General features: G+C 70.1%; 18 protein-coding genes, 2 tRNA genes and 1 pseudogene. 7 read left to right on the top strand and 14 right to left on the bottom strand.

Features of this window, described 5'->3' with window-relative positions; translation table 11 throughout:
- Positions 1 to 250 precede the first annotated feature (250 nt).
- Together ABZT93_RS27845 and ABZT93_RS27840 are read left to right on the top strand one after the other, a co-directional pair.
- A complete protein-coding gene (locus ABZT93_RS27845; protein ID WP_356109931.1) occupies positions 251 to 2,449 on the top strand; it encodes an elongation factor G-like protein EF-G2 in 2,199 nt (732 codons plus the stop codon).
- A gap of 206 nt (positions 2,450 to 2,655) precedes the next feature.
- Positions 2,656 to 4,317, top strand: coding sequence for a hypothetical protein (locus tag ABZT93_RS27840; protein WP_356109726.1), 1,662 nt, complete (start codon positions 2,656 to 2,658; stop codon positions 4,315 to 4,317).
- A 133-nt stretch (positions 4,318 to 4,450) separates the two neighbouring features.
- Here ABZT93_RS27840 and ABZT93_RS27835 read toward each other — a convergent pair whose 3' ends face one another.
- Positions 4,451 to 5,011 (bottom strand): HIT domain-containing protein, encoded by a 561-nt coding sequence (locus ABZT93_RS27835; protein WP_356109723.1) that lies wholly within the window; start codon positions 5,009 to 5,011, stop codon positions 4,451 to 4,453.
- Positions 5,012 to 5,666: 655 nt separating this feature from the next.
- Here ABZT93_RS27835 and ABZT93_RS27830 point away from each other — a divergent pair.
- On the top strand, positions 5,667 to 6,317 hold the full coding sequence (locus ABZT93_RS27830; RefSeq protein ID WP_356109928.1) for a potassium channel family protein: 651 nt from the start codon (positions 5,667 to 5,669) through the stop codon (positions 6,315 to 6,317).
- A gap of 28 nt (positions 6,318 to 6,345) precedes the next feature.
- Here the strand turns inward: ABZT93_RS27830 and thrS are convergent, their stop codons facing one another.
- From thrS to ABZT93_RS27815, 3 genes are all read right to left on the bottom strand, one after another.
- Complete coding sequence (thrS, locus tag ABZT93_RS27825; protein WP_356109720.1) at positions 6,346 to 8,322, bottom strand: threonine--tRNA ligase; 1,977 nt, start codon at positions 8,320 to 8,322, stop codon at positions 6,346 to 6,348.
- A gap of 90 nt (positions 8,323 to 8,412) precedes the next feature.
- Complete coding sequence (locus ABZT93_RS27820) at positions 8,413 to 9,699, bottom strand: hypothetical protein (protein ID WP_356109717.1); 1,287 nt, start codon at positions 9,697 to 9,699, stop codon at positions 8,413 to 8,415.
- Entirely contained in the window at positions 9,696 to 10,262 is a 567-nt protein-coding gene (locus tag ABZT93_RS27815; RefSeq protein WP_356109715.1) for a DUF4365 domain-containing protein, read from the bottom strand. Before ABZT93_RS27815 ends, ABZT93_RS27820 begins: the two co-directional genes overlap by 4 nt.
- Positions 10,263 to 10,453: 191 nt before the next feature.
- Between ABZT93_RS27815 and ABZT93_RS27810 the strand changes: the two genes are divergently transcribed.
- Positions 10,454 to 11,179, top strand: coding sequence for an exonuclease domain-containing protein (locus ABZT93_RS27810; RefSeq protein ID WP_356109713.1), 726 nt, complete (start codon positions 10,454 to 10,456; stop codon positions 11,177 to 11,179).
- Between the two features lie 33 nt (positions 11,180 to 11,212).
- Here the strand turns inward: ABZT93_RS27810 and ABZT93_RS27805 are convergent, their stop codons facing one another.
- The 3 genes from ABZT93_RS27805 to ABZT93_RS27795 all read right to left on the bottom strand — a co-directional run bounded on the left by ABZT93_RS27805 (position 11,213) and on the right by ABZT93_RS27795 (position 13,654).
- On the bottom strand, positions 11,213 to 12,958 hold the full coding sequence (locus ABZT93_RS27805) for a DUF2207 domain-containing protein (protein WP_356109711.1): 1,746 nt from the start codon (positions 12,956 to 12,958) through the stop codon (positions 11,213 to 11,215).
- 138 nt (positions 12,959 to 13,096) lie between these two features.
- Positions 13,097 to 13,168 (bottom strand) — tRNA-Val (locus tag ABZT93_RS27800).
- A gap of 39 nt (positions 13,169 to 13,207) precedes the next feature.
- Entirely contained in the window at positions 13,208 to 13,654 is a 447-nt protein-coding gene (locus ABZT93_RS27795) for an SRPBCC family protein (RefSeq protein ID WP_356109708.1), read from the bottom strand.
- Positions 13,655 to 13,738: 84 nt separating this feature from the next.
- Between ABZT93_RS27795 and ABZT93_RS27790 the strand changes: the two genes are divergently transcribed.
- Positions 13,739 to 16,090, top strand: a complete 2,352-nt coding sequence (locus ABZT93_RS27790; protein WP_356109705.1) for a hypothetical protein — start codon at positions 13,739 to 13,741, stop codon at positions 16,088 to 16,090.
- A gap of 69 nt (positions 16,091 to 16,159) precedes the next feature.
- Here the strand turns inward: ABZT93_RS27790 and ABZT93_RS27785 are convergent, their stop codons facing one another.
- The 7 genes from ABZT93_RS27785 to ABZT93_RS27755 all read right to left on the bottom strand — a co-directional run bounded on the left by ABZT93_RS27785 (position 16,160) and on the right by ABZT93_RS27755 (position 23,715).
- Positions 16,160 to 18,895 (bottom strand): Tat pathway signal sequence domain protein, encoded by a 2,736-nt coding sequence (locus ABZT93_RS27785; protein WP_356109702.1) that lies wholly within the window; start codon positions 18,893 to 18,895, stop codon positions 16,160 to 16,162.
- A gap of 92 nt (positions 18,896 to 18,987) precedes the next feature.
- The gene (locus tag ABZT93_RS27780) at positions 18,988 to 19,581 is read right to left on the bottom strand and encodes a hypothetical protein (protein WP_356109700.1); all 594 of its coding nucleotides are present in this window, start codon (positions 19,579 to 19,581) and stop codon (positions 18,988 to 18,990) included.
- Between the two features lie 10 nt (positions 19,582 to 19,591).
- The gene (locus ABZT93_RS27775; protein ID WP_356109697.1) at positions 19,592 to 20,464 is read right to left on the bottom strand and encodes a carbohydrate ABC transporter permease; all 873 of its coding nucleotides are present in this window, start codon (positions 20,462 to 20,464) and stop codon (positions 19,592 to 19,594) included.
- Positions 20,461 to 21,417, bottom strand: a complete 957-nt coding sequence (locus ABZT93_RS27770) for a sugar ABC transporter permease (RefSeq protein ID WP_356109694.1) — start codon at positions 21,415 to 21,417, stop codon at positions 20,461 to 20,463. The genes ABZT93_RS27775 and ABZT93_RS27770 overlap by 4 nt, the downstream gene beginning before the upstream one ends.
- A 14-nt stretch (positions 21,418 to 21,431) precedes the next feature.
- Positions 21,432 to 22,721 carry an extracellular solute-binding protein gene (locus ABZT93_RS27765; RefSeq protein WP_356109691.1) on the bottom strand — a complete coding sequence of 430 codons (1,290 nt, stop codon included), beginning with the start codon at positions 22,719 to 22,721 and terminating at the stop codon, positions 21,432 to 21,434.
- A 383-nt stretch (positions 22,722 to 23,104) separates the two neighbouring features.
- Positions 23,105 to 23,176, bottom strand: a tRNA-Val gene (locus ABZT93_RS27760).
- A gap of 77 nt (positions 23,177 to 23,253) precedes the next feature.
- Complete coding sequence (locus tag ABZT93_RS27755; RefSeq protein ID WP_356109688.1) at positions 23,254 to 23,715, bottom strand: TIGR02611 family protein; 462 nt, start codon at positions 23,713 to 23,715, stop codon at positions 23,254 to 23,256.
- Positions 23,716 to 23,906: 191 nt separating this feature from the next.
- Between ABZT93_RS27755 and ABZT93_RS27750 the strand changes: the two genes are divergently transcribed.
- Positions 23,907 to 24,320: an SsgA family sporulation/cell division regulator gene (locus ABZT93_RS27750; RefSeq protein WP_356109684.1), complete on the top strand. Its 414-nt coding sequence runs from the start codon at positions 23,907 to 23,909 to the stop codon at positions 24,318 to 24,320.
- Between the two features lie 92 nt (positions 24,321 to 24,412).
- A pseudogene (locus ABZT93_RS27745) lies at positions 24,413 to 24,515 on the top strand (diacylglycerol kinase); the annotation flags it as partial.

The raw sequence follows: 24,515 nt of genomic DNA, 5'->3' as shown, positions 1-24,515 counted from the left end.
CCGGCTCGGCCCCTGCTGGCCACCGGCTGGCCCATCGTAGCCACGCGCGCGCGTGGTCGACGGACGGGCACCCGGAGCCCGTGTCACGGGCTCGCGGCATCGAGGTAACGGGGCGATCGCGTCCGTCGTATGGACGCGCCGTGACGGGAGTGGAAAGCTCGAAGGACCGCGGGCGTCACCGGAGCCGCACCGCACGCGGGTCCGCATGTCCGCGCCCACAGAGACCTCACCGTGCACGGGAGGCAAGGCCATGGGCGACAAGGCGAACGCACACCCCGGAGCCGCCGGCAGGGCAACAGCGGCCGACCACCCCGCGTCCGTACGGAATGTGGTGCTGGTCGGCCACTCCGGATCCGGCAAGACGACATTGGTGGAAGCTCTCGCGCTCACCGCGGGAGCAGTGAACCGGGCGGGCCGCGTGGAGGACGGCGGCACCGTCTCGGACTACGACGAGATCGAGCACCGGCAGCAGCGCTCGGTTCAGCTCTCCCTGGTGCCCGTCGAATGGGACGGGTACAAGATCAATCTTCTGGACACCCCCGGATACGCCGACTTCGTCGGGGAACTCAGGGCCGGTCTGCGAGCCGCGGACGCGGCCCTTTTCGTCGTCTCGGCCTCGGACGGGGTGGACGGCTCGACGCGCATGGTGTGGGAGGAGTGCGCGGCCGTCGGGATGCCCCGCGCGATCGTCGTCACGCATCTGGAGGCCGCGCGGGCTGACTTCGAGGAGATGACGCGGATCTGCGCGGAGGCCTTCGGCGGCGACGACCCCGATGCCGTGCTCCCGCTCTACCTCCCGCTGCGCGCCCCTCAGGGGCCCGACGGGCACGCGCCGGTGACCGGGCTGACCGGGCTGCTGTCGCAGAAGCTGTTCGACTACTCGTCCGGGGAGCGCAAGGAGTCCGAGCCGGGCGAGGACCTGCTGCCGGGGATCGAGGAGGCCCGCAACCGGCTGATCGAGGGGATCATCTCGGAGAGCGAGGACGAGACCCTCATGGACCGCTATCTGGGCGGCGAGGAGATCGACTTCAAGACGCTCGTGCAGGACCTGGAGCGGGCTGTCGCGCGCGGGGTGTTCCATCCCGTACTGGCCGCCGCCCCCGCGGCCGACGGCGCCAGGCAGGGGCTCGGCACGGTCGAGCTGCTGGAGCTGATCACGGGCGGCTTCCCGACACCGTTCGAACATCCCACACCGGGCGTCACGACCATCGACGGCAAGCCGCGCGAGATCAAGGCGTGCGACACCGAGGGACCGCTGGTCGCCGAGGTCGTGAAGACCGCGTCCGACCCGTATGTCGGCAGGGTCTCGCTGGTGCGGGTCTTCTCCGGCACCCTGCGCCCCGACGAGACGGTCCATGTCTCCGGGCACGGGCTCGCCGACCGCGGGCACGAGGACCACGACGTCGACGAGCGCATCGGCGCCCTCTCCGCCCCCTTCGGCAAGCAGCAGCGCCAGCTCTCGCACTGCATCGCGGGCGACCTCGCGTGCGTGGCCAAGCTCAGCCGCGCGGAGACCGGCGACACCCTCTCGGCCAAGGACGACCCGCTGCTCATGGAGCCGTGGGAGATGCCCGACCCACTGCTGCCGCTCGCCATCCAGGCGCACAGCAAGGCGGACGAGGACAAGCTCTCGCAGGGCCTCGCCCGGCTGGTCGCCGAGGACCCGACCATGCGGCTCGAACAGAACCAGGACACCCACCAGGTCGTCCTGTGGTGCCTGGGCGAGGCACACGCCGACGTGGCCCTGGAGCGGCTGCGCAGCCGCTACGGCGTCCAGGTGGACCTCGTACCGCACCGGGTGTCGCTGCGGGAGACGTTCGCCGACAGGTCGGCGGGGCGCGGGCGGCATGTGAAGCAGTCCGGCGGGCACGGGCAGTTCGCCATCTGCGAGATCGAGGTGGAACCGCTGCCCGGCGGCGCGGGCATCGAGTTCGTGGACAAGGTCGTCGGCGGCGCGGTCCCGCGGCAGTTCATCCCGTCCGTCGAGAAGGGCGTACGGGCACAGGCTGCCAAGGGGGTCGCCACCGGCCATCAGCTCATCGACGTCCGGGTCACGCTGCGGGACGGCAAGGCGCACTCCGTGGACTCCTCGGACGCCGCGTTCCAGACGGCCGGGGCGCTGGCCCTCAGGGAGGCGGCGGCGGAGGCGAAGATCCATCTGCTGGAGCCGGTCGCCGAGGTGTCCGTGCTGGTCGGCGACGACTATGTGGGAGCCGTGATGAGCGACCTGTCCGGGCGGCGCGGCCGGGTGCTCGGCACCGAGCAGACCAACGGCGGGCGCACGCTCATCAAGGCCGAGGTGCCCGAGATCGAGATCGGGCGGTACGCGGTCGACCTCAGGTCCCTGTCGCACGGCACCGCGCGGTTCAGCCGCTCCTACGCGCGGCACGAACCCATGCCGCCGCAGATCGCCGAAAGGATCCGTGAAGAGGCACGTGCCGCCTCGTAGTTGGGTCAGGGCGCCGCACAAGTGGCGTTCAAGGCCTCGCGGGTGACGTTTATGGAACGCTCCCCTCCGAATCGGCGGGCGGCTTCGGCCGTCCGCCGACCAATGTCAGTGTGTACGGATACGCTGATGACCTGATCAACAGGTGTGCGAAGCACGGAAGTCGGGAAGGCCGCAGTGGGTGAGTCCGGCGGCGATCGGGGGCGGGAATGACCGTTGACAGCGGCTACGCGGACTTCTTCGGTCCGCAAGTGCCGCGCACGGGCGACGAGGCGCAGACGGCGACGTTCGCCCTGGCCTCGGCGGCCTATCGGGACAATCCGGTGGAGGAGATCCTCAAGGCCAACAACGAGTGGCACGAATCGGCCGTCAAGGGCGGCCGCAAATGGGCGAAGATCTTCCGCCCCAACCTGGGTGAGGCGTTCTCCACGGCCGTGATCACCCGCATGCTCGGCGCGGGCCGCAAGCCCCTCATCCAGTCCTTCGGCGCCGAGCCGCAGGTCGTGGTCGAGCACTGCCTCGCGGCGAACAACATCCGGCGGGACCGGGACAACTGGCTGACCGCCGTGATGGTGCTGTGCGGTGTGCTGTTCCTGCCCGGACTCCTGGTCTGGCTGCTGGTCTTCACGCTGCGCACCAACGTCGCCAGGCGCGAGGACAAGCAGGCCGGAGCGATCTCCACGGTGCTCCTCGTCGCGATGGCCGGACTCGCCGTGCTCTTCCTCCTGAAGATGCCGTTCAGCGGGTTCTGGGGCCTGTACGCACGCGCGTGCGTAGTCCTCCCCGTGGTCGGCTGGTTCTGGGCCAAGCAGATCTGCGAGCGCACCGCGAGCGATCTGCGGGAGCGCTGGGCCAGTCTGCTGGCGGGCAGCAGCGTGGGCGCCAAGGTGCCCGAGGCGGTGCCGAGCAACCCCGGCGAGACCGCGGCCGAGCAGTTGCGCCAGTCCCTGGCCACGCTCAGCGCCGAGCAGCAGTCCAACTCGGTCTTCTACGCCGGTCCCAAGGGCATACTCGGCATGGGCACCCGGTGGGGCAGCTGGCAGCTGGCCGAGGACCTGGTGTCCGCCGACCCCACCCGCGAGATCCATCCCTTCCGCAGCTGGGACGTCATCCGCTCCATCCACGACCAGCTGCGCATGCTGGAACGCAACACGATCAACACAGGGGGCTTCCCGAAGCCGTCCATACGCCACTGGGTGGTCACGCCGATCGCGGAGGGCGCGAAGGAAGTGTCCCGGCCCGGGGGCACGGACGTGGACGCGTACCAGGTCAAGACGCACGCCATACAGGACATCTGCAACAAGCAGCAGTTCGGTGGCGGGGACCGGCACTACCTGGGCGTGCAGTGGACCCTGTGGGAGGGGCAGCTCGTCATCACCATGCTGATCACGGTGACCGTGCTGCACGAGACGCTGCGCATCGAGGTCACCGGGCATGCCCTGGGGCCGGTGCACGGGCTGTTCACCTCCAAGCCGGCGGCCAAGGAGAAGGAGGTCGCCAAGCAGCTCAGGTTCTGGGAGACCAAGAAGATCAAGCTCCCGCTGGTCGACGCGGACGAGGTGGTCCGCCTCACCGCCCGGGCGCCCCTGACCTGGTATCCGCCGCTGCTCAACTGGCTCGGCGGCTCGCTCGCCCTGCCCGAGCCGTTCGGTCTGCGGCACGCCTGGGCGGACAAGCCGTGGCGGCACCGCTTCATGGCCGACGACGCGCTGCGCGCCGCGACCCCCGTATTGCGGGTCGTGCACTCCGCGGCGATCCGGGTCCTGTCGGAGAACGGCGTGGACACCGAGAAGTTCGGCACGAGGGCGGGCTTCCTGAGCACGCAGGTGCAGGACGTGTCGCCGCGGAAGGCGGACGTGTACGACGCGTAGGCCTCCGGCGGTTGGGCCGCGTCGACGTGCGGGTGGGTCTGGGTGCCGGCCCTGGGGGCTGCGCCCCCAGACCCCCCTTCGGCCTGGCCGGCCTCGTCCTCGAACGCGGGAGGGCTGGTTGGTGGCGACCGGATCAGACGGTCGGCCAGGCCTCCGCCAGCATCTTGCGGGTGTCGCCCAGGAGCTGCGGGAGCACCTTCGTGTGGCCGACGACCGGCATGAAGTTCGTGTCGCCGCCCCAGCGCGGGACGATGTGCTGGTGGAGGTGGGCGGCGATACCGGCGCCGGCGACCGTTCCCTGGTTCATGCCGATGTTGAAGCCGTGCGCCCCGGAGGCCGACCGCAGCGCCGTCATCGCCTGCTTGGTCAGCGCGCCGAGTTCAGCGGTCTCCGGCTCGGTGAGGTCGGTGTAGTCGGCCACATGACGGTAGGGCACGACCATCAGATGGCCACCGGTGTAGGGGTAGAGGTTGAGGACCGCGTACACCAGCCGGCCGCGCCGGACGATCAGACCGTCCTCGTCCGACTTGGCAGGAATCGAGCAGAAGGGGCAGCCGTCGTCGGCACCCGGGCCGGTCGGCTTGTTCTCGCCCTGGATGTAGGCCATCCGGTGGGGTGTCCACAGACGCTGGAACGCGTCCTGCGTCCCCACTCCCAACTGCTGCTCCGGCTCACTCGTCATGCAAAGCAGCATATGGCTTCGCCCGTTCGCGCCGTGTCGGCGGGGTTGCGGGAAAAGCGGCCCGGGCCAAGCTGGGCGGGTGGACGACGACAGCGGCACCCGCCCTGGCAGCGACGAGCCCGAGCCGGACGACACCGACCCTCGCGGGAGCTACGGCAACGACGCTCGCGAGGGCCAGGGCAACGGCGAGCGCGAAGGCCACGGCACGCCCGGTCGCGAGGGCCACAGCGACGGCGAGCCGGAGAGCAACGGCACGGGCGAGGCCGAGAACCACGGCACGCCAGGCCGCAAGGACCACAGCCACAGCGAGCCCGAAAGCCACAGCACGGACAACCCCCGCGACCACGGCACGCCAGACCGAGCAGGTCGCGAGGGCCACAGCACCGGCGGCCCTGGGACGCACGGCACAGCAGGTCGCGAGGGCCACCACACGGGCGGGTCCGAAGACGACGGCACAGCAGGTCCCGAGGCACAGCGCACCGGGGAACCCGAGACCGAGGCCCACCACACCGACGTACCCGAGCCCCACCGCGCCGCACCTCACCAGACCCACAGCACGCCCGCCCGCCCGCCCCACCACGCCGTCCACCACCGGGCCCACCGCACCGACGCCCCCAGGCCCCACCGCGCCGCCCACTCCCGAGCCGGCAACCCCGAACCCGCCGACATCGCCCACCGCCAGGCCCGCTGGGAGCAGCACACCGAGATCCCCCTCGCCGCCGCCTCCCTGGCCTTCCTCGCCTCGTACGCGCTCCGGGTCCTGGCCCCCGGTCTCCCGCAGGCCGCGCTCGACCTCTGTCTGGCGGTGACGCTGGCCGCCTGGGCGCTCTTCGCCGTCGACTACGCGGTGCGCTGGCGCCTCAGCGGGCAACGTCACCGCTTCGTACGGAAGCATGTGCTGGACACCGTGGTGCTGCTCCTGCCGCTGCTGCGGCCGCTCAGGGTGGTGAAGGTGTACGAGGCCGTGCTGCGCCGCCGCGGCGAACCCCGACTCGCCCTGCACGCGCGCGTGATCGCGTACTCCGGTCTGTCGACCCTTCTGCTGGGCTTCGCCGGTGCCCTCGCCGTGTACCAGCAGGAACGCGACGCCCCCGGTACCACCATGCCCACCTTCGGCGACGCCGTCTGGTGGGCCTGCGCCACCCTGACCACCGTCGGCTACGGCGACGTCACCCCGGTCACCCCGCTGGGACGCCTGATCGCGGTCGGCGTGATGATGATCGGGCTGGCCCTGCTCGCCGCCGTGACCGGCACCTTCGCCTCCTGGCTGCTCCAGGTGTTCTCCCGGGAGGACGACGAGAGGCCCCCGGGAAGCTGAACTCCCCGAGGGCCCCGCCGTACGGAGATCAGACCTGCGCCCGCTCCTCCACGACCTTCACGATCTTCGCGATGGCCTCGTCGAAGGGGATGCCGTTCTCCTGCGAGCCGTCGCGATAGCGGAAGGAGACCGAGCCTCCCGCCATGTCCTCGTCGCCCGCGATGACCATGAAGGGCACCTTCTGCTTCTGGGCGTTGCGGATCTTCTTCTGCATGCGGTCGGACGAGGAGTCGACCTCGACGCGCAGGCCCTGCTTCTTGGCCGCGGCCGCGAACTTCTCCAGGTACTCGACGTGCGCGTCACCGATCGGGATGCCGACCGCCTGGACCGGGGCCAGCCACGCCGGGAAGGCGCCCGCGTAGTGCTCCAGGAGCACCGCGAAGAACCGCTCGATGGAACCGAACAACGCGCGGTGGATCATGACCGGGCGCTGCTTGGAGCCGTCCGGCGAGGTGTACTCCAACTCGAAGCGCTCCGGCAGGTTGAAGTCCAGCTGGATCGTGGACATCTGCCAGGTACGGCCGATCGCGTCCTTGGTCTGGACGGAGATCTTCGGGCCGTAGAAGGCGGCGCCACCCGGGTCGGGAACCAGCGGAAGGCCCTGCTTCTCGGCGACCTGACGCAGGGTCTCGGTCGCCTCCTCCCAGACCTCGTCCGAGCCGACGAACTTCTCCGGGTCCTTGGTGGACAGCTCCAGGTAGAAGTCGGTCAGACCGTAGTCGCGCAGCAGGCCGAGGACGAAGGTGAGCGTCTTGTCGAGCTCCTCCGACATCTGCTCACGGGTGCAGTAGATGTGCGCGTCGTCCTGCGTGAAGCCACGCGCACGCGTGAGGCCGTGCACGACGCCCGACTTCTCGTACCGGTACACCGTTCCGAACTCGAAGAGGCGCAGCGGCAGTTCGCGGTAGGAGCGTCCGCGCGCGTCGAAGATCAGGTTGTGCATCGGGCAGTTCATGGGCTTGAGGTAGTAGTCCACGCCCTCGTCGAGCTGCATGGGCGGGTACATGCCGTCGGCGTACCAGTCCAGGTGCCCGGACTGCTCGAAGAGCTTCCCCTTCGTCGCGTGCGGGGTGTAGACGAACTCGTAGCCCTCCTCCTCGTGCCTGCGGCGCGAGTAGTCCTCCATGACCCGGCGGATGATCCCGCCCTTGGGGTGGAAGACGGCGAGGCCGGAGCCGATCTGCTCCGGGATGGAGAACAGGTCGAGCTCGGAGCCCAGCTTGCGGTGGTCGCGCTTCTCGGCCTCGGCGAGGAAGTCGAGGTGCGCCTTCAGCTCGTCCTTGGTCGGCCACGCGGTGCCGTAGATGCGCTGGAGCATCGGGTTCTTCTCGCTGCCGCGCCAGTAGGCGGCCGCGTTGCGCATCAGCTTGAACGCGGGGATCGCGCGGGTCGACGGCAGGTGGGGACCGCGGCAGAGGTCCTTCCAGCACAGGTCGCCGGTCTTGGCGTCGAGGTTGTCGTAGATCGTCAGCTCACCGGAGCCGACCTCGACGTCCGCGCCGTCGTCCGAGGAGGCGGAGCCCTTGATGCCGATGAGCTCCAGCTTGTACGGCTCGGACGCCAGCTCCTCGCGAGCCGCCTCGTCGGTCACGACACGGCGGGAGAACTTCTGCCCCCGCTTCTGGATCTCCTGCATCTTCTTCTCGATGGCCTTGAGATCCTCGGGCGTGAACGGCTTCTCGACGTCGAAGTCGTAGTAGAAGCCGTCCTTGACCGGCGGGCCGATGCCCAGCTTGGCCTCGGGGAACAGCTCCTGGACGGCCTGCGCCATCACATGCGCGGTGGAGTGGCGCAGGATGTTGAGACCGTCCTCGGAGGAGATCTCGACGCCCTCGACGGCGTCGCCCTCGGACAGGATGTACGCGAGGTCCTTGAGCTCGCCTCCCACGCGCGCGGCGATGATCGAGCGCTCGCCGGCGAAGAGCTCGGCGGCCGTAGTGCCCGTCGTCACCACGCGCTCTTCCCGCTCGGAATCGCGTTGGATGATCACACGGACGTCTGACACCGGTCTCTCCTGACTGAAGGTGGGTGCGGCGCCATACCGGGAGCGCGCGCAATAGGGGATCGTACCGACCCGGCACCCACCTCCGCGAAATCAGTCCCCCTCGGCGGACTCCTCGCACGACTCTTCGTAGGGCTCCTCGCACGACTCCTCGCGGGATTCCTCGTACGACCCTTCGCAGGCCTCCTCGAAGAAGTCGAGATTCTCCTGGAGGGACTTCATCAGCCGGTCCCGCTCGGCCTCGTCCACCTGCACGGGCACCACGCCCGTGGCCCCGGTGAGCCTGCGGAAGCCGCCGCGGCTCTCCAGCCTGCCGTGCACCCGGACCGGGAGCCCGACGAGGTGGGCGTGCCCGGCGATGCGGTACGCCTCCTCGTCCAGGGTCAGCCGGACGTGCGGTATCTCGGCGCCGGCGATCACCCGCAGCCGTACCGACCCGTCCCCGCGCGGCCCCGACCTGCGCATCCGCTCCACGGTGCCGGTGAGCCGCACCGCGACGGAGGGCTCCTCGCGCAGGAAGCGGGCCCCTGCCTCGCGCAGCACGGGCAGGTCGCCGGGCGAGAACTCGACGGCCTCCGAGGACGCCGCACATCCTTCGGGGACCCCGGCCGCGGGCGCCCACTCGACGGCGATACGGGCGCCCTCCGTACCGCGGACGAGGGCGATCAGCGCCTCGGTGAGCTCGCGGCTGACGCCGGCCTCCACGGCGCCGTCGAAGGCGTCCATGCCACCGGTGGCCCGCCGGTAGTCGATGGCCTCGCGGGTGGCGTAGAGAGCCTGGTGGAGGCGGACGGCGAGCGGGCGGCCGGTGCCGACGGGCACGAAGGCGGTGAGCCGACGGCCACCGGCGGCGGAGCCGACCAGGACGGTGTCGAGGGACGCGGCCGCCGTACGACGGTGACGGGCGCCGTAGTAGCCGGCACGCGCGCGTGTGGCGAGCGCGGCGGCGAGGAGGGTCTGGCGGGCGGCGGCGCGCAGTTGCTCCTCGACGGTCCAGGGCGTGGCGTCGGCGGGGCCGGTCGGGACGTCACGCCACCAGCGGATCTCGTCGCTGGGCACGGCGAGGCCGAGGAGCACCTCGCGCGCGGAGGGCGTGCCGCTGCGGGACAGGGCGACGAGGGCCTCGCCGAGGAGGTCGTCGCTGTCGGGGAAGGCGCGGCTCTCGGGCACGAGCAGGCTGGTTCCGCCGCTGCCCGGTCCTGGCGGGGTCCAGCGGCCGTAGCGGCCGGGGGCGCCGCCGCGCCGCTGCCAGCCGTGCCGGTGCAGCAGGGCGCTCAGGACGGCGGGGTCGACCTCGTCGGGGGTGGGCGGACGGTCCCAGTGGGCCTCCGGGTGGGGGCGTACCGCGCGCAGTGGCTCCTCCAGCGGGCGGTGGGTCATGGTCTGCCTCCCGTCCCGACCCGCGTCATGATCTCGCACAGCGCCCGGTCGTCGAAGATGCGGTTGGTGGGGATCCGCACGGTGGTCCGGGTCCGGCCGGTGATGGGGTGGCCGGCCAGGTTGACCCAGTAGCAGCAGTGCCTGAGATCCAGGCGGTCGTGGCCGGCGCGCAGCCAGTCGTCCTGGGTTCTCGGCACCAGCATCACCACCAGGATCTTGTGCACGGACACCGGTGTGCGGGCGAGTTTGCGCAGATGGTCGTTGTCGAGCGTGAAGGAGAAGAAGCGTCCCGGTGGGTTGGGCGCGACCTGGTAGGTGCATTTGAGCTGCACCTTGATGGTGACCTCGTCGTCGACGGTGTGTCCGGGCGAGCCGTGACTGACGTGCCAGTCGATGCCGTTGTCCGGAAAGGGCTGCGACAACGAGCAGCCGGCCGCCGCCGCGACGGCGTGCAGATAGCCCACCTGCAGTGTCTCCATGCAGGCGGTGGTGGCGAGCGTGCCGCGAAGGGGGCCCGTGCGCTCGGGCAGCAGCCCGCCCCGCTCGGGCTGCGCTATCGCCATGACCAACAGCCTTCCAAGCCAAGTGCCATGCCCTCACAAGGGCCACAGGAATCCCACACCGGGTCGCTGAACTGCAAAGACCCGCACTCCTGTTGTGTCCTTCCGGCGTACGGCGCAAACAGCCCGGGTATCACCAAACGGGCAGAAGACGGTGCGTCAGCTGCCGTGGGTGAACGAGGGGTTGTGTTGCTATGACGTGCTGGTACGAAGGGCCCCTGGCCGCTTTCGACACCGAGACCACCGGCGTGGACGTCGAGACCGACCGGATCGTGTCGGCCGCCGTCGTCGTCCAGGACGCGGCGGGCACCCGGCCACGGGTGAGCCGGTGGCTGGTCAATCCGGGTGTGCCGGTGCCCGCCGGGGCGACGGCGGTGCACGGGCTGACGGACGAGCATCTCCAGCGCAACGGCCGTTGGCCGGCGCCGGTGATGTTCGAGATAGCCGAGGCACTGGCGGAGCAGGCGGCCGCGCGCCGTCCACTGGTGGTGATGAACGCGCCGTTCGATCTGACGATCCTGGACCGGGAGTTGCGCCGCCATCGCGCCTCGTCGCTGGACCGCTGGCTGGATTCCTCGCCGCTGCTGGTGCTGGATCCGCGGGTCCTCGACAAGCACCTGGACCGCTACCGCAAGGGCCGCCGCACCCTCACCGACCTGTGCGAGCACTACGGCGTCACCCTGGACGGCGCACACGACGCCGCGGCCGACGCCCAGGCGGCGCTGGAGGTCGTACGGGCGGTAGGGCGCCGTTTCGCCACCCGGCTGGAGCGGCTGGAACCGCCGGAGCTGCACAACCTCCAGGCGGTGTGGCACGCGGCCCAGGCGCGGGGCCTGCAGGCCTGGTTCGCGCGCAGCGGGTCGGAGGAGTCGGTGGACCCGGCCTGGCCGCTGCGTCCGGATCTGCCCGCGGCGGCATGACGGAACGGGGCGCCGCAGCCGACGCCCCGGACCTCACCAGGAGCCGCCACCTCCGCCGCCGGCGCCACCACCGACGTCCCCGGATGTGGAACCCCCGCCTCCCGAGCTGCTGGATCCGCTTGAGCTGGAGGGCGGACTCGCGGCGGACAGCACGACCGCGACGAGCAGGACGTCGGTGACATCGAGCGAGAAGCGCCGCCTCCCGGCCGGCCTCGTGGTCGAGGCCCTGACCGCTTGTTCCCAGGCGGACTCGACGCCCAGGGCCACCGCCCAGGCCGCGTAGCGGTCCGCCTGCTCACCGACGGGCAGGGCGTCGGGACGGCTGCTCGGGTCGGCCAGGTAACGCCGGAACGCCTCGACCCGGAGCCAGAGTTCGGTGCCGCGCGGGGTGCGCCGGTCCAGCTCCCAGGACCGGGCCGCGACGGCGATGCCGAGGCCGGCGACGACGGCGCCCGCGAGCATGACGGGCGTTCCGGCCGCGATCCTGTGGCCGTTCAGGATGCCGCCGGTGATCGCGAGGACGAAGCCCAGCGCCAGCGCGGCCACGTCCACCAGCCCCCACGCGAGCAGACGCTGTTTGGCGGACATGTCCCACAGGCCACTCGTCGTGCGCCACTGCTCCAGATTCCGCGAGAGATCGTCCCAGGCCCGCCGGAACCAGAGGTCACTCGATCCGAGGGCGAGGCTGCTGCGTCCGGAGAACATCGCGTGCAGGACGCCCTTGGCCTCCGGGTCCATCCGCTCCCCTGAGTTGCGCCGTCGCAGGACCGGGTGCCGATCGTCCCCCTGGATGGTGAGGTGGCCGTCCGCGGCGGCGGTGAGCAGCCAGGCCACCTTGTGCCGTCCGTCGACTCTGTCGGTGAGCAGGATGCCGCCCTGGGCCGGTGTCAGGTCCTCGGGCGGGGTCGCGGACGGGGTCACGTCCCGGCCGAGCCGCTCGATCTCGACGCGCCGCTCACGTCCGCCGTCCTCCGCGACCCGGTCGCGTCCGAGGAACCGCAACGCGCAGACGGTCAGTCCGGCGCAGGCGAGCGCGACGGCGAGGAAGATGCCGCCGTTGCGCAGAGGATGCGGAAGGGTCGTACCGACGGCCTTGCCGGAAGGCGCCGCGGGCAGTGCCGCCACGTCGGCGAGCCTGGTCTTCGCCGCCGTGGCGTACAGCGTGAGTCCCTCGCTGCCGTTGAGCTTGTCGAGCGCGATCACGAGATGGCCCGGCTCGCTCTGCTCGGCCGTGCAGGGCTTCCCCTTGTCCCAACTGCCGTGGCGGCAGCGCAGACCGGTGAACCCGTGGGCGTCCACGACATGGATCTCCACGTGCGAGCGGTCGACCTTCCAGCCGGTGCCGACCGCGTCCCACGCGAGCCTGCCGCTCTTCACCACCTCGGGGAGCGTGTACTGGATGCGGTAGCGGTGGACTCCGCTGACCAGACGGTCGGGGTCGCCCACCTTGAGCCGGTCGGCGAGCTGCTGCTCACCTGTCACATCCCGGTAATAGTCGCCGTACGTGTCCTTCCAGGGCACCTTGTGGCCGTCCAGGCTGACGCGCACGTCGTCCCCCTCGAACGGCGAACCCGGCACATCCCGGAAGATGCCGTGCGAGTCGCCGGAGTGCCCGAAGTCGTAGTCAATGACCTCGGTGATCCGGGCGCTGCCGTCGGCGCGTATCTGGGCACCGACCCACATCGAGGTGACCCGCTCCGTGTTCGCGAGGGTCTGCGCGAGAGCGGCGATCCCACCGAACACGGCCAGGACGACGAGCATGACGATCAGGGACCGCACCCTGCGCCGTCGTACCGAAACCGCCTTCCGCGACCCTCGTCTGCCCGCCCCACCACTCATGCCGCCCCCACAAGACACACAACTGGACACACTGGACACAAAAAACCGGTCTGCGGATGCAGACCGGCCTTTTCCGGGTGGGCGATACTGGGTTCGAACCAGTGACCTCTTCGGTGTGAACGAAGCGCTCTCCCACTGAGCTAATCGCCCGGGAACGCACTGAACAATACAGGTCCCCGCGGCTTTCCTTCAAACCGCTTCCAAGTAGGCGACGAGCCCCCGTCGCCCGGCGTGCATCATCCACCGGTGGTTGGCCAGGAAGACCGGCCGCCCGGGCACGGCGAAGCGCCGGAGCAGCGGTTTGCGCACCTCGGTGAACTGGTCGTAGCGGGCGAGGCTGCCTTCGCCGTCCGCGGTGATCGTCCAGCGCGCCCAGCCGTCGAGATCGCCCTCCATCGCGATCTCCAGCACCCCGGCAGCCCGGTCGCTCCGCACCTCGCGCGCGGTGAAGACCAGGTCGTACGGCAGCACGGCGCGGATCGTGATCACCCCGGTGGTGCCGTCGAGCCGTCGCACCTCGCGCACCTGGGGCCACCAGCGCGGATAGTCCTCTGCGCGCTCCAGCACGTCGTGGACGACGGTCGGCTTCGCGGGCAGGGACCACAGGCTGCGGAAGCGGTATCGGGTCCAGTCCATGCGGAGAGTCTGGCATCGGATCCGAGTACGTTTTGAGTACGTGTACTCATGTCTCGCCGCGTGACGCAGCACACACTTCAGGGCATGACGCATATCCCGCCTCCGGCCGAGGAACTGCGGCTCCTCGACGCCGAGCTGTGGCAACTGGACGCCCGCCGGGCTCAGTTGCTGGCCCGTCGGGCCTGGCTTGTCGCCGCGCTCCAGCCGAAGTGGCCGGCGCCGCAGCCGACCGGTCCGACGCCCGACGCACCCCCTCGCCCCGAGGCGAGCGCACCGAGCGTGCAGAACGTCCTCCTGGTGCTCGGGGGTGTCCTGCTCACCGTCGCGGCGATGGTGTTCACGCTGGTCAGCTGGGGCCACCTGGGGATCACCGGCCGAGCCCTGGTGCTCGGCGCCGTCACGGTGGCCGCGCTCGCCGCGCCGCTCCCGCTGCTGAAGCGCGGGCTGCGCTCGACGGCCGAGTCGGTGGCGGGCCTGGGACTGGCTCTGACGGTCCTGGACGCGGTCGCGCTGCACGGGGCCGTGTTCCTGGAGAGCGCCGGCGCGCCGTACACGGCGGTCTCCTCCGCCCTGCTGGCGGGAGTCTGGGCGGCGTACGGTCTCCTGCCGCGCGTCCGCGAACTGCGCCTGCCCCGCCCGGCCGCCCTGGTCGCGGCGCAACTCCCGCTCTTCTTCTGGGCGATCGCGGCCAACGCGGGCTCCTACGGCCTTACGGCCGCGCTCCTGGTGACGGCCGGATTCGACACGGCTGTGGCGCTCCGGGTGACGCCCAGGTCCGTACGCGTGGTCGCCGCGATCGGCGCGTACGGAGTGGGCGCCTTGGGCGTACTGGCGGCCGGCTGGCTGACCTGGACAGCCTCCGGTCCGAGCGCCGCCGCCCGTGCGGCGGCGCTCCTTCTCCTCGCATCGGCGATCGCCCTGGGGGCGGCCTGGCAGAAGCGGTGGCTCGGCCTGGTCGTCGCCTCCGGGCTGCTGACGGTGGCGGCCCTCGGTGGCGCCGCCCGACCCGCACTGCCCGAGCTGTGGACGGTCCCGGTCCATCTGGCCTTCGGCATCGCCCTGTTGGCGGCACTCCGCCTCGATCGCCTGCCGGACGCGGTACGACGAGGTCTCATCTGGGCCTCCGCCGCCGTACAGGCACTGGCCCTGCTGTGGGCCCTGCCGGTCGTCGGTGCCGTCGTGGTGGGTCCGCTCGCCTGGGCCTCACAGGCCTGGACCGGCGCCCCGTCGGACGCCCGCGCCGCCGTGACCGTCGGCATGACCTGGCCGCCGCACGCGGAGGCCGTTCCGGTCGTCCTGGCCGCCGTCGCGGGCGTGCTCGCCCTGGCGGTACGGGACACGACCTGGCGTCCTCGGGCCCTGGCCGGGGCCCTGGGCCTGAGCGGGGCCACCGCACTCACGCTCCCGGCCGAGCTCGAACTCTCCTACGCCGCAGGCCTGTTGGTCCAAGGCGCCGTGACGATCGGGGCCCTCACGGCAGCCGTGTTCCTGCGCCGGCACCGCACAGCCCTCGTCCTCGCACTGGTGACCTCCGCGAGCCTTGCTCTGCTCGCCCTCGCGTCCCAGACCGCGACCCTCATCGTGCTGTCCGGCCTGGTCGCACTGTTCACAGCGGCCTCCTGGCGCCTCGCCCCGTTCACGGCCCCGACCGCCCTGGTCTACGGCACCGCGCTCGCCGGTGCGACCGGTGCCGTCACCAACTGGTCACCGGCGCACACCGCCCTCCTGGTGCTGGTGATCCCGGCGGCCGCGGCCCTGCTGGCCCCGCGACTCGCTGACCCGAAGGCCATCGTGCCGGTCGAGGCGGCCGGGGCGGCGGCCGGACTGCTCGCCATCGCGCTGGCGGCGACCGACGTCCCCCTGCTCGCCACGGTCCTGGCCCTGTGCGGGGTCATCACCGCGGGCACGGCGATCCGCACGGACCGCCGCCCGGTCGGGTACGCGGCCGCCGCCCTGTTCCTCGCGGCCACCTGGGTCCGCCTCGCGGCCTGGGACGTGGGCACCCCGGAGGCGTACACGCTTCCGGTGACGATTCCCGCGCTGCTGGTCGGCGTCCTGCGTCACCGCCGTGACCCGCGGATCTCGTCCTGGACGGCGTACGCCCCCGGACTGGCCGTCACCCTCGTGCCGAGCCTCGTCGCGGCATGGAGCGATCCCCACTGGGAGCGCCCACTGCTGCTGGGCATGGCGGCCCTGTCGGTCACCCTGGCAGGCGCCGGCCACCGCCTGCAGGCCCCGCTCCTGCTGGGCGGCGCGGTCCTGCTCCTGGACGCCCTGCACGAACTGGCCCCGTACATCGTCCAGGTGACCGACGCCCTCCCCCGCTGGGTGCCCCCGGCTCTGGCCGGCGTCCTCCTGCTCGCACTGGGAGCCACGTACGAACACCGCCTGAGGGACGCCCGACGAGTACGGAACATCCTGACAAGGATGCACTGAAACGCCCCCGCAAGCAGCGTGGGGAACTGCGCGACCAGCCACCACGGACGCGCAGTTCCCCACGGATCGTTACGGCATCTTGTCCCCGAGAAGCGCCAGGTTCTCGATGGCGGCCAGCCCGTACAGCGCGGTGTCGTTGCTCGACACCCACGCCGCCTCACTACCCGCCACCAACGAAACCGGCCCGCTCAACGCCTCCGTCTTCCAGGGCGCCGACTCCTTGTACCCGTCGGAGTTGTAGAACTTGTCCCACGCGCGCGTGGCCAGCTTCGCGTCACCGGTCTTCACGGCCGCGTACGCGTCGAGCCGCGAGTGCCCCTGGAACAGCAGCAGCGAGCCGAAGTTGGAGCCGTAGCGCGCCGCCTGCTCGGCCTTGGTCGCGTTGAAGTAGCGGCAGTAGTCGAAGTACGCCTCGTTGAACTTGGGCATGTCGACGAGATCGATGAGCTCGGCGCACAGCTCGTTGAGCCCGAACACCGCGGACAGGTGCGAGACCCCGACCACCGGCGTCGAAGCGACGGCGAACTTGCCCGTGTCGAGGTCGTACAGGCCGCTGCCCTGTACGAACCCGTTGGGCTGGGCGGCGATGCCCTCCATCGTCGAAAGGACGCGGGCCTTGGCCTTCTCCCACTTGGGGCCCTTGCGCTCCCACTCCGTCAGCCAGGCCGACACGAGCCCGCTCCAGTCCGTGCCGAACCCGATCGACAGGGCGTGCCGGTCGGGTGTGTACGGGTCGGTGCGGACCTTGCGCAGGGGGTCCAGTACGAGGAACGTCTCGTCGGAGTCGACGTTGGCGTGCATGAGGTCGCCGACCCGCTCGTCCGCGGTGAGGAAGTAGTAGTAGCGGCGGTACGTCGTGTTGGCGATGCGCTGCTGCTTGGCGCTGTCGGCGTAGTGCTGAACCCCGTGCCGGGTGCCGAGTCCGGCCCACTTGCCGAGGTGGTAGACGTCGACCTCACCGGTGTGCCGGGTCATCGCCTCGGCGAACCGGAAGATGTCGGTTCGACCAGACCTGATGTACGCCATCCACAGCCAGATGTCCGGCGACAGCTCGGAGTTGTCCCAGGCGTAGCCGCCGATGTCGTACCGCCACTGGTGCCTGACGGTGTCATAGGTGTGCATGATGTCGCCGTGGTCCCAGAAGCCGTACCAACGGCGTTGCTCCACCTGGTCCTTGTAGTAGGTGAAGAGGAAGTCGAGGTGGTCCTCGATCTTCGCCTTGGCGGGCGTGGAGCGGTCGGGCTCGGAGTACAGGCCCGGCCCGAAGACCTTCGCCTTGATGAGCTGCTTGGGCGGGGCGGCGAGCTGAGGCAGCACCCGTACGGCCTCGACCTGTTCGGCCAGCGCCTCCGGGGACGGCGTCGACTCGTTGGCCCAGAACAGCAGTTCCGAGGTGCGGGCGATGCCGTAGGGGGTGCCGAACTCCGGCTCGTAGTCCTCGTAGGTGATGTTGAGGCCTTCGAGCTGTTCGGCGAAGGTGTCCTGGCCCATGCCGTCGTGGTAGAAGCGCAGGTCCATGGGCTGGGCCTCGGGCGACCAGAGCCAGAGGGTGACCTCGGCCTCGTCGGTCTGGGCATCGCGGATGTCGAGCTGGGAGGGGTGCCGCTCCCAGAAGTCCCGCAGGCCGAAGGAGAATCCGCCGCTCGCGCCACCGACGTAGCCGAACCCGGAGGCCCGCCTGCCGCCGCCGGCGCCGACCCAGCCGTGCCCCTTCTTGGTGCGCTTGCGCAGGGTGAAGCCGTCGGCGGAGAGCTGGGAGAGGGTGTAGTCGCCCCACTCGGGGATGTACTGGAGCCGGGTGGTGACCCGCTGGTCCCAGGTGGCCGGGTCGGGCAGCTTCTTGCCGGCGTACTGGGCCTCCTGCACGGCGATGCCGGGGTCGCGGCGCAGCCCGGTGATGCCCTTGACGGCCTCCCGCAGCAGACCGGTGCCCTCGCCGCCGATGCGGATGTGGCGGTCGTAGGACTGGTCGCGCATCGGCACGGTGAAGCGGACGCCGAGGCCGCGGATGAAGTCGCCGCTCGCCTTGCCGGGCTCCTGGGTGCCGTCGAAGGTGATGGTGTGCACCATGCGGAAGGAGTCGGCGCCCGCGTAGAAGTAGAGGCGGATCGAGAAGGGCAGCCAGCTCCGGTTGCCCTTGCGGTGCTTGCCGTCGATCTTGACGACCGCGCGGACCGGGCCCGACTGCTCGACGGTGACCTCGGAGATGGCCCCCTCGAAGCGCTCGGTTCTGACCGCGCCCTGGTCCTCGTCCTCGATCTCGGGCTGGCGGATCAGCACGAGCCGCCCGTTCTTGGCGATCTCCGTCGACCCGCGGGTGACCGACTTGATGAGGGTCGCGCCCGACTTGCCGATCTTCGCGGTGATGACGCCGGTGGAGACGGTGATGGTGCCGCCGCTCTGGTCGACGGTGACCTTCTTGTCGGGTACGGCGGCGTCACCGGCGTTCAGCGTCAGCTTGCCGTTGCCCGAACTGACCGCGTGCGCGGTCCACTTGAGAGAGCCGTCGGGCCAGTAGGCGATCGGCCAGGACTGGACCGGCACGGCCTTGCCGTCCGCGTCCGTGACCGCGAACTTCTGGTCCTCCTGATAAGTACCCCTGGGCCAGGGGACACCGACGGTGGAGCCGGGCGCGGCGCCGAGCCCGCCCTCCTCCAGCCAGTCCAGGGGCACGGGAGAGTCGTCGGCCTCGGCGGCTCTCGGCGCGGCCTGCGCGTCCTTGGCTCCTAGCGCCCAGCTGAACTGCGCGGCGGCACCGGCGACGGCGGCCGCCTTGAGGATGGACCTGCGGGGGATGGGGGACATGGCCATTCCTTTCCATGGAACAGGCTGGACAGGGGCATGACAGAGGCAGGTGCGACGCCGAGGCGCCGACCTTTGTTGTGGGGCGCCGCTCGTCAGCGGCGCCGGTAGCGCTCCTCCACGGCGACGGCCGCCGCCGCGACGGCCCCGAGGACCGGGACCGCCAGCGGCGCGATGAACCCCGCGGTCAGGGCTACGATGGCCAGGCCGGCAATGATCAGGAAGGACCCGGCGGGGTCGCGCAGGGTCCGGCGTACGGCGTCCGCGAGCAGCGTGCGCCAGGAGGCACCCGGAGCCCAGACCGCCGCCGCGCGCAGCCCGGCCACCGCGAGGCCGATCAGCGCGAACAGTCCGACGGCCCCGACGAGCGGGCCGCCGGGGATCCCGGCCCGCGCGGCCTGGACGTCCACCCAGACCGCGGCCGCCGCGACCCACCCGGCGACCCCTACGAGCCACCCGCGGCGCACGGCCGTACGGAAGTCCGCGACGAACTCCCGCCAGCCGCCGCCCTCATGGCCGGTACGACGCCGCAGATGCCGGGCCCCGGCGGCGAAGGCCGCCGGGTAGGTGACGAGTCCGAGACAGGCCACCGCGATCCACACGCCGGTGAGGAGCGTCTCGGCGAAGAGAGCGAAGCGCTCGCCGCCGAACACGGACGCCCTGCGGGCCTTCACACGCGCTTGCGCCATGGTGACCGCCTCACTTCAGTCCGGACGTCGCCATGCCGTCGATGAGATAGCGCTGGAAGGCCATGAAGAAGGCGATGACCGGCACCAGCGCCACCAGCGACATCGCGATCATGCTGCCGTAGTTGGAGATGCCCTCCTGGTCGCGGAACATCATCAGGCCGAGCGAGACGGTGTACTTGGAGGGGGTGTTGAGGTAGATCAACGGCCCCATGAAGTCGTTCCACGCGTTGATGAAGGTGAAGATCGCGCTGGTGATGAGGGCGGGGCGGCACAACGGCAGCACGATCGACCAGTAGGTCCGCAGGTGCCCGCAGCCGTCGAGCTTGGCGGCCTCGTCCAGTTCGCGCGGCAGCCCGCGCATGAACTGCACCATCAGGAAGACGAAGAACGCCTCCGTCGCCAGGAACTTGCCGGCCACGAGCGGCACCAGCGTGTCGACGAGCTCCAGCTTGCGGAACATCACGTACTGCGGGATGAGCAGCACGTGGTACGGCAGCAGCAGGGTGCCGATCATGAGCGTGAACAGCAGGTTCCGCCCGGCGAAGCGGATCTTGGCGAAGGCGTACGCGGTCAGCGAGCTGGAGATCACGACACCGGCCACGGCAAGACCCGCGTACATCAGCGAGTTCACGAAGAAGCTGCTGATGGAGATGCCGGAGATGCCGTCGGCGAGCCCGGAGAAGTTCGCCCAGACCGGCTTGGCGGGCAGCAGGTCGATGCTGGCGACGATGTCCTTGCTCGGCTTGAACGAGGCTCCGAAAACCCAGATCACGGGGTACAGGACGACCGCGAGGACGGCGAGCGCGCCCACGTGCCAGGCAATCGATCCGGTGCGCCGCCGCTCACTCGCGGTACGCACCGCGGGGGTGCTGACAGTGGTCACTTGGCGGCCTCCTCGTAGTGCACCCACTTCTTCTGCGACCAGAACAGGACCGCCGTGACCAGCGCCACCGCGACCACCAGCGACCAGGCCATCGCCGAGGCGAAGCCCATCTGGGCCTCCTTGAAGCCCTTCTGGTAGAGGTAACAGGTGTAGACGAGGGTGGCGTCGGCTGGCCCGCAGCGGGTGTCGGAGACGACGTAGGCGGAGCCGAACACCTGGAACGCGTGGATGGACTCCAGCAGCACGTTGAAGAAGAGCACCGGGGAGATCATCGGCAGCGTGATGTTCCAGAACCTGCGGAAGGGACCGGCCCCGTCCACCTGGGCCGCCTCGTACAGCTCCCGCGGGACCTGCTTGAGACCTGCCAGGAAGATGACCATCGGCGCACCGAACTGCCAGATGCTGAGGGCCACCAGGGAGTAGAGGACGTAGTCGGGGTTGCCGATCCAGCCGCCCACGTCGACGCCGAAGATCTTCTGGGTACGGTCCACGATCGCGTCGTCGGAGAACAGCGCCCGCCACACGAAGCCGACGGAGACGCTGGCGCCGATCAGGGAGGGCATGTAGAACGCGGCCCGGTACAGGCCCTGGCCGCGGCGGCTCTGCGCGAGCAGCAGCGCGACGCCGAGCGCGAGCAGCAGTTTGAGCGGGGTGGCCACGACGACGTACTTGAGCGTGACCTCCACCGACTTCTGCCAGCGCGGGTCGTGGAACATCGTGGTGAAGTTGTCGAAGCCCACCCACTCGGGCGGCGTGAACAGGTTGTACCGGGTGAACGCGTAGTACAGCGACGCGATCATCGGCCCCGCCGTGAGCAGCAGGAAACCCGCGATCCACGGCGACATGAAGAGATAGCCGGCGAGGTTCTCGCGGCGCCGCCCGCGCCGCCCGGCGGCGGGAGCGGCGGGCCGCTTCCCGGCCGGGCGCACGGGCGCTTCCTTGACGAGCGTCATGGTGGTACGTCCCCTCAGCCCGCGAACGCGGCCTTCGCCTCGCTGAACAGCGCCTTGGCGGCGTCGGCCGGCTTGGACTTGCCCTGGGCGACCTCACCGCCGAGGCGCAGGAACGCCGCCTCGATGACGTCGGCGCCGGACGGGTGCGGGGTGATCTTCCCGAGTACGCCCGCCTTGGCGACCTCGTCCTCGTAGGCCGCGACACCCTTGTTCTGGGCGTCGGCCGGCTTGAACGCGTCGTACTGCTCGGTGGTGGCGAGGATGCCGCGGTCGTAGCCCATGATCTTGCCGACCTCGGGGTCGTGGACCATGAAGCTGATGAACTGGGCGACTTCCTTGGGGTGCTTGGTCCCGGAGAAGCCGCTGAGCATCAGCGATCCGAGGTACTGGCCGGTCTGCTTGCCGTCCGTGGTGGGGATGGGCGCGAGCCCGTAGTCCGAATCGCCCTCGCCCTCGTAGCGGATGGAGAAGTTGTCCCAGGTGAACTCGGACGCCGCGAGGCCGGCCGAGAGACCGGACTTGGGCTTGACCTGCTCGATCTTCTTCGGGTCGGCGACGAGCCCGGACTTGACGCGCTTGTAGCCGTCCGTCCACCACTGCGTCAGGTCGTCCTCGGTGAAGCCGAGATCGGAGTCGGTGAAGAACGCTTTCCCGTTCTGACGCAGATACAGGTCGTAGAGGTACATGATGGCGAAGTAGCCGGTGTCGCCGGAGATCTTCAGCTTGTCCTGGATGGTCTGGAGCGCGGCGAAGTATTCGTCCCAGGTCCAGCCGAACTTCGCCTCGACGCCCGCCTTCTTGAAGGCCTTGAGGTCGATGACGAGCGCCATGGTGTTGGCGCCGACCGGAATGGCGATCTGCTTGCCGTCGACCTGACCGTTCGCCAGAACGCCGTTGCGGAAGTTGTCCAGGCTCAGATTCCCGGCGTCCGCCTGGGACTTGAGATCCAGCAGAACACCGCGCTTGTCGTACTTGCGCAGGAAACCGACCGCATTCTGGAAAACGTCCGGGGGATTCCCGCCGGAGGCCTGGGTCTGGAACTTCTCCCAGAACGCCTCGTAGTCGGTGAATTCCGGCTTGATCTTGATCTTCGGGTACTTCTTCTCGAAGAGCGCGATCGTCTTCTTGATGGCGATGGTGCGCGGCTCGCCACCCCACCACGCGTAACGCAGTGTCACCGTTCCGTCCGCGGAACTGTCACTGTCGCCACCGCACCCGGTGGTCGCGGCCAGCCCCAGCGTCGCCGCTGTAGCCCCGGCCGCCTTCAGGATGGTTCGCCTCTCGACATTCCTGTTGGTTCCCACAGTCGGGCCCCTCCCCGCAGCGTCGTCGCCTGCATGAATCGTTTCAAGTAAGCGCTTGCTGGCACAAGTTACGGAGGCCCTGGAGGTGCGTCAATGATTCGGACAGGAATTTATTGTGACTGTGGTGAGAGAGCGGAGCGCCTCCAACCGGCGCGCGGCACGGGCGAACTGACGATGCCCCAGGTGAGAGGCGCGGGGTCGACCGGTCGAACGGCAGGCAGGGCGTCGCGGGAAATCGACGGGCGGCCGAAAAAGGACGGGCGCCGACAAGGGGCGCCGCTGACCGTCGCGCGAAGCGGAGGCGGCGGTCCCCCGCCCTCGCTGCGGGCCGCGCACACGCCGACGGCCCGTCCGCGATCTCGCAGACGGGCCGTCGGTCCGGGTGGGCGATACTGGGTTCGAACCAGTGACCTCTTCGGTGTGAACGAAGCGCTCTCCCACTGAGCTAATCGCCCGGACGCAGGAAGAAGATTACCCCATGTCAGGGGGTGCCTGTGACCAGCGGTGACAGGCAGGGCACCCCCCGCGCGGCTCACTGGTCCTTGATGTTCCAGGGCATCTCGAAGCCGAACTTCCACAGGTAGACCCCGAGAATCGCGCCGATGACCACCAGGCCGATCGAGGTCAGGATGATGTTGCGCCGGCGCACCCGGGGATCGAGGGCTCGGTGGGCCGCCTCGGTCACCTTGCGTTTGGTCCAGCGCAGGACGAGCTGGGCCCAGACGAACTCGGTCGCCCAGATCGCCATACCGCCGAAGATCACTACCCAGCCGGGCCCGGGCAGCGGCAGCATGATGATGCCGGCCACCACGACCGCCAGGCCGATGACGAAGACCAGGACCTGCCAGCTCAGGTGCAGCAGCCGCCGCGACTTGATGAATTCCGGCGCCCTGGAACCGAGCCCCTGCTCGTCCTGCGCCTCGTCCGACTTCTCGCCGGCCTGCTCGTCAGGTACCACGGCAACCTCGCGTGGCTCGTCACTCCCCGTATTCATACAGCCGAACCCTACCGGAGAGAAACCCGTCACCGGAATGGTCGTACCTCCCCAAGGGACCCTCGGCCGGAAGAGTTACGTAAAGGCACGCAAAACACTCAGAGGGGTTTACAACGGCACCGTAGGTGGCATGTCGATTTCGCCGACGTGCGAATCCCCGAGCGCACACTGAGCGAAAGGCCCTGGCGCTTATGAACACCACGGTCAGCTGCGAGCTGCACCTGCGCCTCGTTGTGTCGAGCGAGTCCTCACTGCCTGTCCCCGCAGGCCTGCGGTACGACACGGCCGATCCCTACGCCGTGCACGCCACCTTCCACACCGGAGCCGAGGAGACCGTCGAGTGGGTGTTCGCCCGCGACCTCCTCGCGCAGGGCCTGCACCGGCCCACCGGAACCGGCGACGTCCGAGTCTGGCCGTCGCGCAGTCACGGTCAGGGCGTCGTCTGCATCGCCCTGAGCTCTCCGGAGGGCGAGGCACTGCTCGAGGCCCCGGCGCGGGCCCTGGAGTCCTTCCTGAAGCGGACGGACGCCGCCGTGCCCCCGGGCACGGAGCACCGTCACTTCGATCTGGATCAGGAGCTCTCCCACATCCTGGCGGAAAGTTAGGGGCGACCACGCACAGAGCCGCCCGGCGCCGTCCACTCGGGGAGACGGCGCGGGCACGTACAACCGCATAGGGAACGACGGGTGCCGTGGCTGCGGAGCGGCGGCTGGACATGCTGGTGGACGACAGCGACGGGGTGGTCCTCGGGGCTCTGCGGATTCCGGCGCTGGCTGGAAGGCGAGCGAGGTCGCCGAACT

Origin of the sequence: Streptomyces sp. NPDC005303 (assembly GCF_040607335.1) — a bacterium.
Classification (GTDB): Bacteria; Actinomycetota; Actinomycetes; order Streptomycetales; family Streptomycetaceae; genus Streptomyces.
This window is presented reverse-complemented; position numbering and strand designations above follow the sequence as displayed.

Excerpts from the sequence above, each read along its gene's own strand:
- ABZT93_RS27815 (WP_356109715.1), bottom strand. The coding sequence starts at position 10,262 with ATGGCGATAGCGCAGCCCGAGCGGGGCGGGCTGCTGCCCGAGCGCACG.
- ABZT93_RS27820 (WP_356109717.1), bottom strand. The coding sequence starts at position 9,699 with ATGACCCACCGCCCGCTGGAGGAGCCACTGCGCGCGGTACGCCCCCAC.
- ABZT93_RS27790 (WP_356109705.1), top strand. The coding sequence starts at position 13,739 with ATGACGCATATCCCGCCTCCGGCCGAGGAACTGCGGCTCCTCGACGCC.
- ABZT93_RS27755 (WP_356109688.1), bottom strand. The coding sequence starts at position 23,715 with ATGAATACGGGGAGTGACGAGCCACGCGAGGTTGCCGTGGTACCTGAC.
- ABZT93_RS27840 (WP_356109726.1), top strand. The coding sequence starts at position 2,656 with ATGACCGTTGACAGCGGCTACGCGGACTTCTTCGGTCCGCAAGTGCCG.
- ABZT93_RS27810 (WP_356109713.1), top strand. The coding sequence starts at position 10,454 with ATGACGTGCTGGTACGAAGGGCCCCTGGCCGCTTTCGACACCGAGACC.
- ABZT93_RS27845 (WP_356109931.1), top strand. The coding sequence starts at position 251 with ATGGGCGACAAGGCGAACGCACACCCCGGAGCCGCCGGCAGGGCAACA.
- ABZT93_RS27750 (WP_356109684.1), top strand. The coding sequence starts at position 23,907 with ATGAACACCACGGTCAGCTGCGAGCTGCACCTGCGCCTCGTTGTGTCG.
- ABZT93_RS27780 (WP_356109700.1), bottom strand. The coding sequence starts at position 19,581 with ATGGCGCAAGCGCGTGTGAAGGCCCGCAGGGCGTCCGTGTTCGGCGGC.
- ABZT93_RS27835 (WP_356109723.1), bottom strand. The coding sequence starts at position 5,011 with ATGCTGCTTTGCATGACGAGTGAGCCGGAGCAGCAGTTGGGAGTGGGG.
- ABZT93_RS27770 (WP_356109694.1), bottom strand. The coding sequence starts at position 21,417 with ATGACGCTCGTCAAGGAAGCGCCCGTGCGCCCGGCCGGGAAGCGGCCC.
- ABZT93_RS27795 (WP_356109708.1), bottom strand. The coding sequence starts at position 13,654 with ATGGACTGGACCCGATACCGCTTCCGCAGCCTGTGGTCCCTGCCCGCG.
- ABZT93_RS27785 (WP_356109702.1), bottom strand. The coding sequence starts at position 18,895 with ATGTCCCCCATCCCCCGCAGGTCCATCCTCAAGGCGGCCGCCGTCGCC.